Genomic DNA, 14,743 nt, shown 5'->3' with positions numbered 1-14,743 from the left:
ATGCTTCCCCCTCCCCCTCCCCCTCCCTGCACGGACAGAGGCACAGCGATGATCCAATTGGTCGACGAGGCCCTGGCGGCACGGGTATGTGACAACGTGCCGGGCCTGCCCAGTGAGGCCATCGATTTCCAGCCCCCCACGCATGACAGGGGCATGGGAGAGACCACCGGTGCCGAGGCGGTCGGCATCTACCTGTACGACATCCGCGAGGACTTGGACCGCCGCCAGACCGGCATGGTCCACGGATACGCCCCGGACCCTGCCGCGCCGGGAGGGGAGAAGAAGGTCGAGGCGCACGACCCGCCCCGATACGTCCGGCTCTCCTACCTGATCACCGCCTGGGCGCCGGACGCCCGCATCGTCCACCGCATGCTGGGCCAACTACTCATCGGCTTCGCCCAAAGCCGCCCGTTCCCCATCCCTCTTCCCGGGGAGCAGGAGGACAAGGCCCTTCCGGCACTCCTCGACATCGGCCACCCCCCGGCCGAGGACCGCGCGCTCACCGAACTGTGGAGCGCGGTCGGTCACACGCTCATCCCCGCTCTCAATGTGACGGTCACCCTGCCGCTGCCATCGTTCCTCGCGCAGGAGTACACCCACTGGGTGCACGACGACCAGGAGCCAGTGGCCGTCAACGTCAGGCCTTCCCGGCAGCCCGCCCCGGAGCCCGGCAAGGGATCGCGGTGACCGCCGCCCCCACGACACACTCTGCCACCAGCGGCCCCACGGCCGCGGCATCGCTCCTTGCCCGCCTGTCCGTTGTCGAAGCCAGGGTCAGGCGGGCAATCGCCATCCGCACCGGCGGCGGGGGGACGGAACCGGCCGAGAGTCCGCTGGAGTCTCTGGCTCCTGTGGACCCGTATCAAGGGCTCTACGTCTCCGACGACATGGCCTCGCTCATCCTGGACACGCCCACCGGGCTCCTGCCTTCCCACACGGCCGAGGGCACGGCGACCGCCGCCCTCCGCGCCCGTGAGGAAGCCGCCGAGGCAGCCGGTGCCGTGCTGCCGCTGCGCCGCCTCGCCGCGGAGTTCGCCCTGACTGCGCTGGAACTCGACATCCTGCTGATCGCGCTCGCCCCGGACGTGGATGCCCGGTTCGAGCGGTGCTACGGCTACCTCAATGACGACATCACCTGCCGGCACGCCACCACCGGCCTCGCCCTGGGCCTGTGCGGTATCCCCAGCACCTCCTCCACGTCCCGGCACGTCCTCGCGCCCGAGGGGCACTTGCGCTCGGGCGGACTGTTGGAGAGCGACGACGCCTCACGCCCGTACCTCACCCGGCAGCTGCGTGTACCCGACCGCGTCACCGGACATCTGCTGGGGCACGACGCCCTGCCGGCCCCCCTGCGGGCCATGGTCGCCCTTCCCCAGCCCCTCGCACCACTGGGGACCGGTTCCCTCGCCCGAACCGCCCGTCACCTCGCCGGCCTGCTGGCCTTTGGCCGCATGGTCCACCTGCGCGACACCCCCGGCGGCGCGGCCGTCGCCGTTGCCGAGACCGCGCTGGAGGCGGCGGGCCGGCCCGCTCTGCGTATCGATCTGACCGCCCTCGGTCACGCTGCGGACCCCGACGGCCTGCTCCGCGCCATTGTGCTCGAAGCGCGCTTGCGCGGCTGCGGCCTGCTCGCCGGCCCTGTCGAGTCCGCCGACGCCGCACGCATACGCGCTCTGCTGGCGCCGCTCACCAATCTGCCTGTTCCTGTCGTCCTCACGGGGCGGCAGCCGTGGGACGCTCGCTGGACGTGCACGCTTCCCGTCCTGGCCGATTGCCCACCCCTCACGCAGCCCGAACGCGCCGCCTTGTGGCGGCACGAGCTCGGCTCCCGCACCGAGCCGACGCCGGCAACGGAGCAAGCCGCGATCGCCGCCGCCCGCTACCGGTTCAGCCCCGACCAGATCCGCGTCGCAGCCGCCGCAGCCTGCCACCAAGCCGAAGCGGACGGCACTCCCGTGGACAGCGCGAGGGTCCAGTCCGCAGCCCGTACCTGGAACGGCAGCGCCCTCGGCCGTCTTGCCCGGCACATCCAACCCGACGTCACCTGGTCCGACTTGGTCCTGCCCGAGCGGCCGCGCGAGCAACTGCGCGACCTCGCGCGCCGCGTCCGCCACCGCGACCAGGTCCTCGGGCAGTGGCGGATGCGGCCCGGCGGCGGACGCGGGCGGGGCGTCACCGCACTGTTCAGCGGACCTTCCGGGACCGGCAAGACCCTCGCCGCCGAAGTCGTGGCCGCCGATCTCGGCCTCGACCTCTATGTCGTCGAACTCGCCACGGTCGTCGACAAGTACATCGGTGAGACGGAAAAGCACCTGGAACGCGTCTTCACCGAGGCAGAAGCCATCAACGCCGTCCTCCTCTTCGACGAGGCCGACGCCGTCTTCGGCAAGCGCACGGCCACCCACGACGCCCACGACCGCTACGCCAACGCCGGGACCTCCTACCTCCTCCAGCGCCTGGAAGCCTTCGGCGGCCTCGCCCTGCTCACCACCAACATGCATGCCAACATCGACACGGCGTTCCTGCGGCGCCTGGACCTCGCCGTGTACTTCCCCGCCCCTGATGAATCCCAGCGTCGTGCCCTGTGGGAACGCTGCCTGGGCGCCGCCGTGCCCCGGTCCGACGGCCTGGACCTGGACGCCCTGGCGCGCGCCTTCGACCTGCCCGGCGGCGCGATCCGGTGTTGCGTCATCACTGCCGCCTATCGGGCGGCGGACGGCGATCGTCCGCTCGCCATGGCCGACCTGCTGGCCGCCGTCCGCGAGGAGTACGCAAAGCTCGGCCGCTACGTGGACGAGGCGCGGTTCCCCGGAGTGGCACAAGGATGAAAGCCGGCCGGCTCAACGTGACAGTGCCGACTATTGATCTTCCTGAAGGAGAAGAGAATGTCAGATCGAATCGACTCGGCGCCGCCGGAGTTCGCCCCGAGCGAGAGCGACTACGTTCCAGAGCACCCGGAGGGGAGGGTTGAGCGGGTCAGTGGCGAGAAGCGGTTCTTGGTCATCCACGGGAATTGGTCGCACGGCGCCTCGAACAACGCCTCGGCCGTGGCAGTGCGCAACACGACACTGGGCGATGGCACAGGCAGGTTCCCCGACTACATCAGGCAGAGCACCGGGGGCCACTTGCGGGTGATCGGCGACTTCGTCGGTGACCTCGATCTCGGCGCCCGGCCCGCCAGCTGCGACTACTCGAATCAGCTGGCGAACGCGCGACGGCTGGCCCAGCAGGCCGGGTACGACTACCGCGACTACGACTACACCTTCTTCGCCAAGCCCTACAGTAGCGCCTGCAACTGGGGCGGACTCGCGGCGATGCCGGGGAACTGGTCCATCGCCAACGGAAACGGCGGTTCCCTGTCGGTGTGGAGCCACGAGTTCGGCCACAACCTCGGCTTCGCTCACATCCGGGAGCGGATCGACTGCCCGATGCAGGACGAGGTCGTTGATGTCGACGGGTGCACATCCAGGGGCGGTGGGGGCGATACCGGCGACACCATGGGATCCGGAGGTACGGCGCGCTATCCCACGATCTACCGTTCCTTCCACGGCTGGTGGAACGAGCAGGAATCGGTGAAGATCACCCGCACCGGCACCTACCGGCTTGGGGCGCTGGGCACCAGCGGCGTCCAGGAACTGCTCCTGCCGGTCGCTGGAGGAGACGTGAGTCTGGAGTATCGGCGGCGCGACCCCCAGTATGAGACCCGTGATCCGATTTACTTCGAAGGCATCTCGATGCGGCAGCCCCGTGTGAGCGGCCGCGTCATCACGAACGAGATCATCGATGGCTCACCCCATATCACCGGCCTGCACAAGGTGCTGCAGCTCGGCCGGGCGGCTGAGTTCCGCGCATCGGGCCTAAAGGTCAAGACCTGTGCGCTCACAGAATCACATGCCGAGGTAGCGGTCGCTTTCCACGGCGATCCATTGCCCAATTGAGGAGTACCTCCTTACGTTGTTTGTCGGGTTGATCTCGGTCACTCGTAAGATCGGGAAGCCCAGGGCCGCCGGGCGTGGATACGTATCTCGTGCCCCCGGCGGCTTGGGAGGATTGGTGGGCACTGTCACGTTGTTCTGGCTCCCTGAGATGATCTTTGGGTTGATCATCCTGGCAGGGTCGCTCGTGGACACCGCGCCATCGCACAAGGGGCACCGGTACCCGGTGGCACTCACCTCCCACTGCGTATGGCTGTACTTCCGCTTCCCGCTGTCCTACCAGGAAGTCGAGGAGCTGATGTACGAGCGCGGTGTGGTGGTCTCGTACGAGACGGCGCGGCGCTGGTGCACCAAGTTCGGCCAGGGCTACGCCAACCGGCTGCGCCGGCGCAGCCCGCGGCCGGGCGGCACATGGCACGTGGCACATGGCACATGGCACATGGCACATGGGCGAAGTCTTCATCAACATCAATGGGCGGCAGCACTCTCACAACAACCCGTCGGCCACGTTGACAACGCCCAACACAGCCCTATTGCCTGTTCCGCACGTACCTCCTCCGCCCCTCAGGGAGGTCAAAGCCTGGATACGGGACGGTTTTTGATCGGCGGCCGATGACGACCGCCGTGGTCCGTCAGGAGGCCCCTCGCGTCAACCGGCAGTGACACGCTCGCTCATCGGCATGCACAGCAGAGTTGCCTGCCCGGTGTACTTCAGGGTCGGGTCTTTCTGAACACCCGATGGCCCGGGCGGTGTCGTCGCCTCGCTCCCCGGGTCGGGGGTGAACTCGTATGTCAGCAGTGCGCCGTTGTCGATCACGACAGGTTCATCTTTGGTCTTCGTCTTGGCCGCCTTGTGCCCAGGCGCAAGCTTGAACTTGATTTTCCCCTTCCCAGGCACGGTAAATCCTGGCGGTACAGCCGGTGCGGTATACCCGGCCTCCACTTCAGGCGACATTTGCTCGATGTCTCTCGCTAGACAGACCGGTTGGCCGGCGGCCCGAAACCCTCCGGAACCGTCGAGTGTCACCTCTACCGGGCCCGCCCAGAGCGCCACTGGTGTGGTGGGGGGTGGAACCGTGATCTTGTCTCCCTTTCGAACTACGGGATGCCCCATGTGTTCAGCCTCCTCAGAGCCAGAAGAAGGGCGATTCGATGCCCCGCCTGTGACCGGTTCCGGTGCCGGATAAGCCAGTTGACCGATCAGCCCGGCTGGCCGGCCATCTGCGTGATGGTGAAGTGAACGAACTCGGCAGGCCGCACTGGAGCGATGCCGATATCACAGATGACCTGGCCTGCGTCCATCGTTGCCTCAGTGTTGTTCGTCTGATCGCAGACCACGTAGAACGCCTCATCGGGAGTGCGCCCCTGCAAAGCGCCCTGTCGCCACTGATCCGTGAGGAAGCTGGTGACGGAGTGACGCAGAGTGGCCCACAGCCGGTCATCATTCGGCTCGAAGACGGCCCACGTCGACGAGTCACGAATGGAGTCGGCAAGGAAACAGATTAGGCGCCGCACATTCAGGTAGCGCCAGTCCCGGCTGTCGGAACGCGTACGGGCACCCCACACCAGCAGCCCACGTCCCGGAAAAACGCGCAGGCAGTTGACGCCCAGCCCGTTCAACTCGCCCTGCTGGTCGTCCGTCAGGAGTGTGGGAATGTCGAGTACGCCGCGCAGGTTCTGATTGGCAGGCGCCTTGAACACGCCGCGCTCGAAATCCGTACGCGCCCACACTCCGGCGATATGCCCGGACGGCGGAACGGTACGCCGGCTACCGTCCACACCCGGTACGTTCACCCAGGGGTAGTACAGCGCCGTGAAGGCCGCATCGTCCGAATGCCGAGGTCCGAGCCCGCCGACAAATGCCTTGAGGGGTTCGGGAAGTTGGGCAGGGGGAGCATCGATCACCGCGAGCCGGTCACGCATCTTGGTGCAATGGGCAAGGACGGCATCGATCAGGGCCTTGCCCGCCGTCAGGTCATCGTTTGATGGACTTGAGACCTGTGGAGGAGAGGCCGTGTCACCAGAGACATCGGAGATCATGTCCCAGAGGCTGGGCACTGCGACCATGGCAACGTCCGGGACCGTCTCCAGCCCTCCGATGCCCGTGCGTGCCTCCGGATCGCCCTTGAGAGCCACGGCGGTGACCTTCTCCGCCGGCTTGGTGAAGCCCACGACGTAGCAGGACTGGCCTCCGTTGGCGAAGAACCCGTACACCGCCTCCGCCAGCGTGAAGCAGCGCTCGACTTCGGTGGTGTCCCGGGCGCCGGCCTTGTCATCCTTGCGGAGAGCCGCCAGCTGCTCGATGTCGTACCGGTCGGCGAACTCGCGCCAACTGCGCACCAGCTGAGGAACCTTGCGCTCCTGTTCTGAGAAGGCAGCTCCCTCGCTCCCCAGTACTTTGGTGTACCCCAGGAAGGCCGGGGTGGACGTGCCCGCCCCGGTGATCATGCGCGCGCCACTGGGCCTCTCCGTGACGAAGACACCCGGGGGTTTCTGCGCGGTCATTGCTGCTCCCTCTCGTTCTGCTGGTTTTCGGCGAGATCGTGCTGGGGCTATTCGACGGTGATGTCCTCATAGGTGATCGTCACCTGCTCCGTGGCGATCGCGGAGTTGGCGGCCCCGAGCTGCGGCCCTTCCCAGCGGGACGCCCAGGCGTTGGTGAGGTGAATGCGCCGGACGGTCTGCTTCTGCGCGTCCTTCAGGGAGATCGTGATGTTCTGCCGGGCGCTGTCGAGGTCGGCGTTGACCAGTGTGGCCTTGATCCAGTCGGTGAACGCGGTGCTCTTGTCCATGCCACGGGTGATGGTGATCTCGCCGGTCCGGCGGGAGCCGGGCTGCTTGCGCACGATGAGCTCACCGGTCGCGGAGACCTGCCGGACCTCGACCACGTCCTGCTCCAGCGTCAGCCCCGACACCTCCTGGACGGTCTCCACTTGGAACTTGCCGAGTTCGATGGCGAAGGTGCTGCTGCTGAATGTGTCACCGGTCAACACGGTGGTGCCTCCTGGGTGGGCGGGTGAGCAGATCAGTTGGACTGGCCGGGCTGGCCGGCGATCTGGGTGATGGTGAAGTGGACGAACTCGGCAGGGCGTACCGGGGCGATGCCGATGTCGCAGATGACCTGGCCTGCGTCCATCGTCGCCTCGGTGTTGTTCGTCCGGTCACAGACCACGTAGAAGGCCTCATCGGGAGTGCGTCCGAGCAGGGCTCCTTGCCGCCACTGGTCCGTGAGGAAGCTGGTGACGGAGTGGCGGAGAGTCGCCCACAGCCGATCGTCGTTCGGCTCGAACACCGCCCAAGTCGACGACTGGCGAATCGAGTCGCTCAGGAAGCAGACCAGACGCCGCACGTTCAGATATTTCCAGTCCCGGCTGCTGGAACGCGTACGAGCACCCCATACGAGAAGCCCACGCCCGGGGAAGTCCCGCAAGCAGTTGACTCCCCGGTCGTTGAGCGTTCCCTGCCGGTCGTCAGTGAGCAGGACGGGAAGCTCTTGTACGCCGCGGAGGTTCTGGTTGGCGGGTGCTTTGAACACACCACGCTCGGCGTCGGTACGGGCCCAGACGCCGGCGATATGCCCGCACGGCGGAACGGTACGCGGGCTGCCGTCCACACCGGGCACCTTCACCCAGGGGTAATACAACGCCGAGAACGCCGCATCATCCGTATCCGGTGAGGCCAGCTGGTCCAAGAACTCACCCAGCTTGCCCGGTTCGGTACCCGGCGGTGGTTCGAGGATGGCGATCCGGTTGCGCATCTTGGAGCAGTGGGCCACGACATCGCCCATCACCTCCGCACCGGCCTCGGCGCTGGTCGTTGCGGTCCAGAGATCTGGCACGGCGACCATGGTCACGTCCGGAACGGTCTCCAATCCTGCCAGGCCCGTGCGCTTGGCGGCCTCTCCGGTGATCTGCGCCTTGATATCCCCGGAGTCGTCGAGCCGCAGGATGTAGCAGGCGGCTCCTCCGTTGGCGAAGAAACCGTATACGGATTCGGCCAGTTGGAAACGCTGTGCCTCTTCAAGGATCTTTTCGAGCTCGGCACGGCGCCTCCGAGCAGCCGCGAGTTCGGATCCGGCCTCGATCCAATCCTGGTATTCCTCCAGGCCGTCGAGCTCAGCGGCGATGTCCTCGGCTTCCTGCTTGTCCGCCTCATCGACGCTCTCGTCCTTCCACTCCTTCGTTCTCACCTCAACCAGTTGTGAGAACTGCTCCGGAGTGACAAGCCTTTCTTCAACCGCTCTCTGGCCTAGAGCCTGCCGCAGCCCCTCAAGTCGGCCCTCCATCCCCTTGATGGCCAGGGATAGCTGCTCCAGCTCCCGCTGGATCTGTTCCGGACCGAATTCGGAACGGAAGTGGAAGGCTTCCACGAACTCCGCCCAACTCCGCACAAGAGTCGGTGGGGTGGACACCTGGTCCTCGGGGGTCCTGACGGTGTAACCGAGAAACGCGGGTGTGGACGTCCCTACACCACTGATTGTACGAACTCCGCCCGGAAGCTCCTTGACGAAGACTCCGGGCGCTAACTTGCCTGCAGACACGGGTGCTTTGCCCTTCTGTACGAGGGAATGCGGTGAGCCGAATGGCCAAGGACCTGTCGGCCGACTGCCCGTCATGCCGACGACACGGCGCCTGGGTCGTTACCCAACGGCAGCGGAGAGAACCCCCGTGTGCGAGCAGACTGCGCAGACTGCGCACGTACAGTAAACCAGTTGCGCCATGTTGCGCACGCGTCACTGCGAGCAATCTCGGCCATGTGGCTGGTCTTGGATGTTCAGCGTACTGACCTCGTATCCGCCCCCTCTTCCCCATGTGCCGGGACACACGCACAGCATGAAGGGAGCTGCTGCCCGACACGCCCCTACGGCACCCCCTGAAGCGCACGGCACGCTGGAGGTGCGCCACGCGATGCTGCCGTTGGGCGGAAGCCCGGCCGTCGGGTCCAACAACAACTTGGGCGGGCACCCCGACTGGTCCGTTCACGACTTGCGTGAACTTCGCAGCCAGCCATCGAAGGGCCCGGGAGTGCCCCTGGTCCCCCGCGAGCAAGACCCGGCCTGGCGGTGCTGCCCTCCAGCGGCCGGGACACCGGTCATCGCAGCGTGGACAGACGGGAGGACGACCGGCCGATGAGGTTTGGCGGTGCGCATACGGCAGTGCGGCGTATCTGGACGGTGGAACTGCGTCCGCGAGCGGGCGGAGCACGTCTCGTCTGCGCTCACGGCACGGCCCACGCCCCTTCTCTTCAGCTTGCCTCCGCGCGCTCCGCTGCCCTGGCGCATCTGGCCTGCCATGCCCGCGCCGACGCGCTGCCGGGGTATCTGCGCACCTGCCAGTGCCGGGAACGCGGTTGCTCCTGGCATCCGCGTCACCGTGGCTGCGCGGGGCCGGTCCTGCTCGCCCTCACCCGCGACCGCAGCGGCCGTACCTGGCGGCTGGCCGGCACCTGCGCGGCCTGCGCGGCGGCGACCAGCAATACCGCCGTGGTGCCGGACACCCTGCTCGGCGCTCACCGCCCGGCCGTCCCTCACCGTGTCACTCCGCCCAGCATCTGCTTCGACGAGCACCGGCGAGTGCGGGAGATGCTCACCTACTTTGCGGGCGGCCCTGCCCCGGATCACCTCCCCTGCCACCCGGCTGCTGGCCCTGCAGTGCGCCTTGCGCGCCGACACTCGTGGTCACGTCCGGCTGCCGGCAGGGCTGCTGCACAGCATGTGCCTGCGCGGACGCAGCGAACCGTGGGAGGAACTGGCTCACGCTCACTGGCTTCAACTGCCCAACCTCAGGCCGGTACACATGGAGGCACGGCTGCTCGATGCCGCGGTGCTGGACCAGGCCCCCGGTCGCAGGGCCTGTCGTCGCGCAGCACATTGGGCCCTGCGTCCCGCGCCGATGCTCCTGCCGGCCGCCGCACCGCCCGTTGTGCGACTGGCCGCCCTGGCGCTGGCCGCGCACAGCACCGCGCACGTCCACCAGCAGGCCGACATGGACATTCTTGCCCGCCTGTGCGGGCACTGCCCCCATCAGATGGGAGAGCTCCTCGACCGGCTGGTTGCCGCACGCACCCTGACGGCCTGGCACCACAACCGGGAAACCGACGAGGTGAGGTGGCAGCTGCCCCAGCAGCCCGCACGGGCCTGTCCGCGACCGGCCTCGGCGCCATCGCCGACCTGGGCTTCATCGGCCTCGACGACAACGACGACCCGGACGCCGACCCGGCCGTGATCACCGGCTACAAGGCCGCCCGCAACCGGCCCCTGCCCCCGGCCAGAAGCTGTCGAACACCGTGCCGGCCGCAGTCCGCGCCCCGGTCGAGCACAGCTTCGCCCACCTGAAGAACTGGCGCGTCCTCACCACGCTCCGCACCGACCCGAAGTCGGCGACCGCCCTGGTCAGGGCCCTGCTGGTGCTGACCAACCGCGAAATCGCCCACTGACCGATGATCTTCGCGAGAGGCATCCGCCCACGACCAGCCCGAGAACCCCGAAGACGACTCACGCCAGACCCGTGACCTGCGACTTCACGATGCACACTGCTCAGTGAAAACGCGGCGACCTGACCTTCCCCCTGCCGGAGGAATACAGATGTCCTCGCCTGGCAGACCCGGGCGTCGCAGCGCTCTACGGCGCCGGCGCGAACTGACCCTCGCGTTCCTGCAGCCCGCGGCGACCATGCGCAGGGCCTTGGTCTCGGCACGGTCAGCGGTCAGCTGCCACCACAGCTTCGCTGTGACCCAGTCGATGGCGTAGGTGCAGGTGGCGTCCTTCGCCGGCGGCATCCACTCGGCAGGCGTAGGGCAGCAGGGCGCGGGCGAGGTACTCCTGGCCTTGGAAATCGAGGCCGTTGACCGCCTCTAAGAGAGTGGTTTGAGAGCTTTTGGTGGGACATTGAACACGAAACCTCGGCCAGTGCCACGTTGTCCACCGGCAACGAGTCCGCTTGCCTCGGCGGAAGGCTGGCTGCCGGCGGCCGTTATGCGCGGCCGCGGGGCGCGAGGAGTTCGTGCAGGGCCGTGACGACGGCGAAGCCGATCGCCCGTACTGCGAAGAACAGGCCGACGGTGACCGCGGTGCCCACCCGTCAGGGGGAAAGGGGTACACGCGATCGTGCACGGCCTTGGCGGCGGTTCAGGCGGTCGAAGTGATCGCTCGGGTGACGGCCGTGATCGCCGGGGCGGGGTGGCCGGGGAGGCGTGCCACGAGCACCCTGCGGATCTCGGGGGGTGCGCCGTCGACGCGCAGCAGGCTCACCCCGGGCGGCAGCACCGGTGAGAGCCGGGACGGCACCGTCGTCACGCCGAAGCCGCCGGCGACCAGCTGGAGCTTCGTCAGCCAGTCGCGCGCGGAGTGGCTGACGCGAGGCCGTCCGGGCAGGCCGGGCCAGACGCCGAGCAGCGGCTCAGAGCTCGATGTCGGGGTGGCGATCCACGCGGCGTCGACCAGCTCGTCGACGTGCACCGTGGTGCGTCCGGCGAACTCTCCGGTCGAGGGCACTGCCACGACCAGTTCGGTGTTTGCGACGGTCTCGATGTGCAAGCGCGGCGAGTCGCCGTCGAAGGGTCGGTGGGGTGGGCGGGACGTCAGCACGGCGAGGTCGAGCGAGCCCGCGCGCAGCGCCCGGATCAGGGTGGGCGTGGTGCCCTCGCTGGTGGTAACCGTGATCTGCGGGTCGGCCGCCGCGAGGTGTGCGAGTGCGGCGGGCAGGATCGCCGCGCCCGCGCTCGGGACTACCCCGAGCCGCACCAGTTCGGTCCGCGGGACGGTGCCAGTGAGCTCACGCTCGGCCGCTGCGAGCGAGGCCAGAACTGTGTGGGCGTGCCGCAGCAGGGTCAAGCCGGAGGGGGTGAGCCGTACCCCGTCTGGGCGGCGTTCGAACAGGGTGGTGTCGGCGCTGCGTTCGAGGGCGGCGGCCTGGCGTGAGACGGCCGACTGCGTGTAGCCGAGTCGGGCAGCTGCCGCGGTGAAGCTGCCGGACTCAGCGATCTGCCGCAGGACCCGCAGTCCCGCGCTGGAGATGTCCATGCGACATACGCATACCACAAATGCTAGATCATCGCTTCCCGCATGCTCACCCAGCTCCTAGTGTCGATCCCACGAGCACGGACGAACACGGAGGTCATCACGTGCGAGCAGCAGTTCTGACGCAGTTCGGCGCCCCGCTCACGGTGCGGGAGGTGCCCGACCCCAAGGCCGGGGGCGGTGAGGTGGTGGTCGAGGTCCTCGCCGCCGGCGTGGCGCCCTACGCGGCCGAAGTCTTCGGTGGCAAGCGGAACTACCCCCTTGCCCCTCCCGTCGTGCCCGGAGTCGGCGGCGTGGGGCGGATCATCCACGTCGGCCCGGACGCCACCCGGCTGCGCATCGGCGACCTGGTGTGGTGCGACTCGACGGTGCGCTCGCGGGACGACGCCCTGACGCCCGACATCACGCTCCAGGGCTGGAGCTCGCGCGGCGAGGGCGGCGCGCGGCTCGCCCGGTACCTGCACGACGGTTCGTTCGCCGAGCTCATGCGGGTCCCGACGGAGAACGTCTTCCCGCTGCCCACCGTGGCAGGGGACGATCCGGCCCGCTGGGCCGCACTCACCGTGCACGCCATCTCCTACGGCGGGCTGCTGGCAGGCGGGCTCGCAGCCGGCGAGACGCTGCTCGTCAGCGGGGCCACCGGCAACCTCGGCAGCAGCGCGGTCGCGGTCGCGCTCGCGATGGGAGCGGGCCGTGTGGTCGCCCCGGGCCGCAACCAGGCCGCGCTCGACCTCCTCGCCGACCGGTTCGGTCCGCGTCTGCGCCCGATCCCGCTGACCGGAGACGAGGCCACCGACCGCGCGGCGATGTCCGCGGCGGCCGACGGCCCGATCGACATGGTGATCGACTTGCTCCCGCCGAGCGCACCCAGCTCGGCGTCGCGAGCGGCGGCCATGACCGTCCGCGAGTACGGCCGCGTCGTCCTCATGGGCGGCGTCGGCATGCTCGGTGGCGACGACCTCGCACTCCCGTACCCATGGATCATGCGCAACTCGATCACCGTGCGCGGGCAGTGGATGTACCCGCGCACAGCCAATGTCGGCATCATCCGGCTCCTCGCCTCGGGCACTCTGGATCTCGCCCCCGAACGAGTCCGGTCGTTCGGCCTCGATGCTGTCAACGACGCCATCGCGTACGCCGCCGCGCACGGTGGCCCGTTCGACCGCACCAGCCTCACCCCATCGGCTGACTGACACGGCCCGCTGATCCCCACCACCCGCACGACCGCCGTTCTTACGAGCACAGGCGGCCATACGGCTGCTGTTTGACGTGAACGAAGCCAATCGGGGCTCGGCCGGTTACTGCCTCCTGGCGAAGCTGCCAGTGTCGACCTCGGTGAGGATGCCGAGTTTGACCAGGCGTTTCAACTTGGCTCGGGTGCCTTCAATGCTCTTCGGCAGCAGGTTGTGGTCGAGGGCTTCGCAGATGTCCTTGGCCCGCAGCGCTCCGGTCGCCTCGTTGAAGACGGCGAGGATGCGAGGGTAGTCAGGGTGCTCGGGCAGGTCCGGGGGACGGCCGGAAGTCGGTCGGTATGGCCCGTGACGGTCTTCCGGGGCATCGCGAGGTGCTCGAGGTGCGACTCGGCCTCCCGCAGCCGGGTCTGCAGATCGCCGCTCTGTGTGCGGAGGTCGTTGGCCTGGGGCCGGGCGGCGTCCTCCTGGAGGTCCAGCGCGTCGAGCAGGGGCTGGATGTTCATGCGGTCACCGCCTGCGGTTCGCGCCAGGTGGGAGCGTTCGCGCCGGTGAGGCGGCGGATGCTGCTGGGTGACCGCGGCTACGACCACGACAAGTACCGCCGGCGGGTTTGGGACCTGGGCGTGAAGCCGCTGATCGCCCGGCGCGGCACCGAGCACGGTTCCGGACTCGGCACTCAACGCCGGTTCGTGGAGCCTACGTTCGGCCATCTGCACTGGTTCCGTCGCCTGCGGATCCGCTGGGAGATCCGCGACGGCATCCATGAAGCCTTCCTCACCCTCGCATGCGCGCTCATCTGCTGGAGGCGCTTGAAGCCCTCGCAATAGGAGTTCTTGGAACTTCAACAAAGTGACAGGCTCGTCACCCGGCTGACCCGAGCAAGCCCAAGAATCAGGCTCCGGCGATGGTCCGGCCCGGCATCGGCTCCGCGAGCGCGGCCCGCCAGGCCGGCACGCCGAAGGGGTCGGCGAAGTACTGCGTCTCGTGCACCACGTGCTGGTCAGCGAATTCCATGATGCTCACCGAGTACGACGGCACACCGTCGTAGGTGATGAGGCATTCACTCACCCACAGATTCGCATGGCCGGTGATCCGCTGGACGGCGAAGTGTCGGTCGGCCGGGTGCCCGCCGCGTTGCGCCGAGATCGCCGCTCGGCCCCGGAACCGCTCGCCTGACTGCGGGTAATCCAGGATCGCGTCCGTGGCGTAGATGACGTGCTCGGCTTCGGTGTCCCCGCGCTCCGAGGCCCGCCAATGCTCCTCGACCGCAGCCCTGGTCCGGGAGTCAGCATCCATGGCACCGCCCTTCCGTAACGGTGACAGCCTAGGCGCTCCGGGCCACAGCCGACCCGGGGCCAGCCGGGCCTGGGCAGCCACATCCTCCCTTTGGCCGGATCGGAGGGCGGCAACCGTCCACCGTGGCAACGGCGTCGAGTGACCGCCACCCGGCTCACCCCATCTTCAAACCATTCTGTTTAGGAGCTCTTAGGGCCTGTGTGTGGTTGTGATCAACCTTCGGGTTCCGTCCCCGCATGGGGCCGGAACCCGGTAGGAAGCTGGGTGTGACGCGCAGGCAACTCACCGACAGTCAGTGGAAG

The 14,743-nt window shown here is 68.1% G+C and carries 13 protein-coding genes and 1 pseudogene; 8 read left to right on the top strand and 6 right to left on the bottom strand.

Annotated features, from left to right (window positions below):
- The 4 genes and pseudogenes from ACWGJY_RS32590 to ACWGJY_RS32575 form a co-directional block, all read left to right on the top strand.
- Positions 1 to 687: a DUF4255 domain-containing protein gene (locus ACWGJY_RS32590; protein ID WP_453264480.1), complete on the top strand. Its 687-nt coding sequence runs from the start codon at positions 1 to 3 to the stop codon at positions 685 to 687.
- 164 nt (positions 688 to 851) lie between these two features.
- Positions 852 to 2,828 carry an ATP-binding protein gene (locus ACWGJY_RS32585; protein WP_453264479.1) on the top strand — a complete coding sequence of 659 codons (1,977 nt, stop codon included), beginning with the start codon at positions 852 to 854 and terminating at the stop codon, positions 2,826 to 2,828.
- Between the two features lie 57 nt (positions 2,829 to 2,885).
- Positions 2,886 to 3,938 carry a hypothetical protein gene (locus tag ACWGJY_RS32580; protein WP_453264478.1) on the top strand — a complete coding sequence of 351 codons (1,053 nt, stop codon included), beginning with the start codon at positions 2,886 to 2,888 and terminating at the stop codon, positions 3,936 to 3,938.
- A gap of 148 nt (positions 3,939 to 4,086) precedes the next feature.
- A pseudogene (locus ACWGJY_RS32575) lies at positions 4,087 to 4,356 on the top strand (hypothetical protein); the annotation flags it as partial.
- A 228-nt stretch (positions 4,357 to 4,584) separates the two neighbouring features.
- On the opposite strand, the gene ACWGJY_RS32570 reads toward ACWGJY_RS32575, so the two are convergent.
- The 4 genes from ACWGJY_RS32570 to ACWGJY_RS32555 all read right to left on the bottom strand — a co-directional run bounded on the left by ACWGJY_RS32570 (position 4,585) and on the right by ACWGJY_RS32555 (position 8,304).
- Entirely contained in the window at positions 4,585 to 5,049 is a 465-nt protein-coding gene (locus ACWGJY_RS32570; RefSeq protein WP_453264477.1) for a hypothetical protein, read from the bottom strand.
- A gap of 86 nt (positions 5,050 to 5,135) precedes the next feature.
- Positions 5,136 to 6,440, bottom strand: coding sequence for a phage tail sheath family protein (locus ACWGJY_RS32565; protein WP_453264476.1), 1,305 nt, complete (start codon positions 6,438 to 6,440; stop codon positions 5,136 to 5,138).
- Positions 6,441 to 6,487: 47 nt separating this feature from the next.
- Complete coding sequence (locus tag ACWGJY_RS32560; RefSeq protein WP_453264475.1) at positions 6,488 to 6,928, bottom strand: phage tail protein; 441 nt, start codon at positions 6,926 to 6,928, stop codon at positions 6,488 to 6,490.
- Positions 6,929 to 6,960: 32 nt separating this feature from the next.
- Positions 6,961 to 8,304, bottom strand: a complete 1,344-nt coding sequence (locus ACWGJY_RS32555; RefSeq protein ID WP_453264474.1) for a phage tail sheath C-terminal domain-containing protein — start codon at positions 8,302 to 8,304, stop codon at positions 6,961 to 6,963.
- A 1,225-nt stretch (positions 8,305 to 9,529) separates the two neighbouring features.
- Between ACWGJY_RS32555 and ACWGJY_RS32550 the strand changes: the two genes are divergently transcribed.
- Together ACWGJY_RS32550 and ACWGJY_RS32545 are read left to right on the top strand one after the other, a co-directional pair.
- A complete protein-coding gene (locus ACWGJY_RS32550) occupies positions 9,530 to 10,159 on the top strand; it encodes a hypothetical protein (RefSeq protein WP_453264473.1) in 630 nt (209 codons plus the stop codon).
- 61 nt (positions 10,160 to 10,220) lie between these two features.
- Positions 10,221 to 10,370 (top strand): hypothetical protein, encoded by a 150-nt coding sequence (locus tag ACWGJY_RS32545; protein ID WP_453264472.1) that lies wholly within the window; start codon positions 10,221 to 10,223, stop codon positions 10,368 to 10,370.
- Between the two features lie 691 nt (positions 10,371 to 11,061).
- Here ACWGJY_RS32545 and ACWGJY_RS32540 read toward each other — a convergent pair.
- A complete protein-coding gene (locus ACWGJY_RS32540; RefSeq protein WP_453264471.1) occupies positions 11,062 to 11,955 on the bottom strand; it encodes a LysR family transcriptional regulator in 894 nt (297 codons plus the stop codon).
- A gap of 101 nt (positions 11,956 to 12,056) precedes the next feature.
- On the opposite strand from ACWGJY_RS32540, the gene ACWGJY_RS32535 reads away from it, so the two are divergent.
- Together ACWGJY_RS32535 and ACWGJY_RS32530 are read left to right on the top strand one after the other, a co-directional pair.
- A complete protein-coding gene (locus tag ACWGJY_RS32535; protein WP_453264470.1) occupies positions 12,057 to 13,145 on the top strand; it encodes an alcohol dehydrogenase catalytic domain-containing protein in 1,089 nt (362 codons plus the stop codon).
- Between the two features lie 338 nt (positions 13,146 to 13,483).
- Positions 13,484 to 13,972 carry a hypothetical protein gene (locus ACWGJY_RS32530; RefSeq protein ID WP_453264469.1) on the top strand — a complete coding sequence of 163 codons (489 nt, stop codon included), beginning with the start codon at positions 13,484 to 13,486 and terminating at the stop codon, positions 13,970 to 13,972.
- 64 nt (positions 13,973 to 14,036) lie between these two features.
- Here ACWGJY_RS32530 and ACWGJY_RS32525 read toward each other — a convergent pair whose 3' ends face one another.
- Positions 14,037 to 14,441 carry a nuclear transport factor 2 family protein gene (locus ACWGJY_RS32525; protein ID WP_453264468.1) on the bottom strand — a complete coding sequence of 135 codons (405 nt, stop codon included), beginning with the start codon at positions 14,439 to 14,441 and terminating at the stop codon, positions 14,037 to 14,039.
- Between the last annotated feature and the right edge of the window lie 302 nt (positions 14,442 to 14,743).

This window comes from Streptomyces sp. NPDC054765, assembly GCF_053612065.1.
The sequence above is the reverse complement of the archived record's forward strand: the minus strand, read 5'-3'. Positions and strand labels throughout refer to the sequence as shown.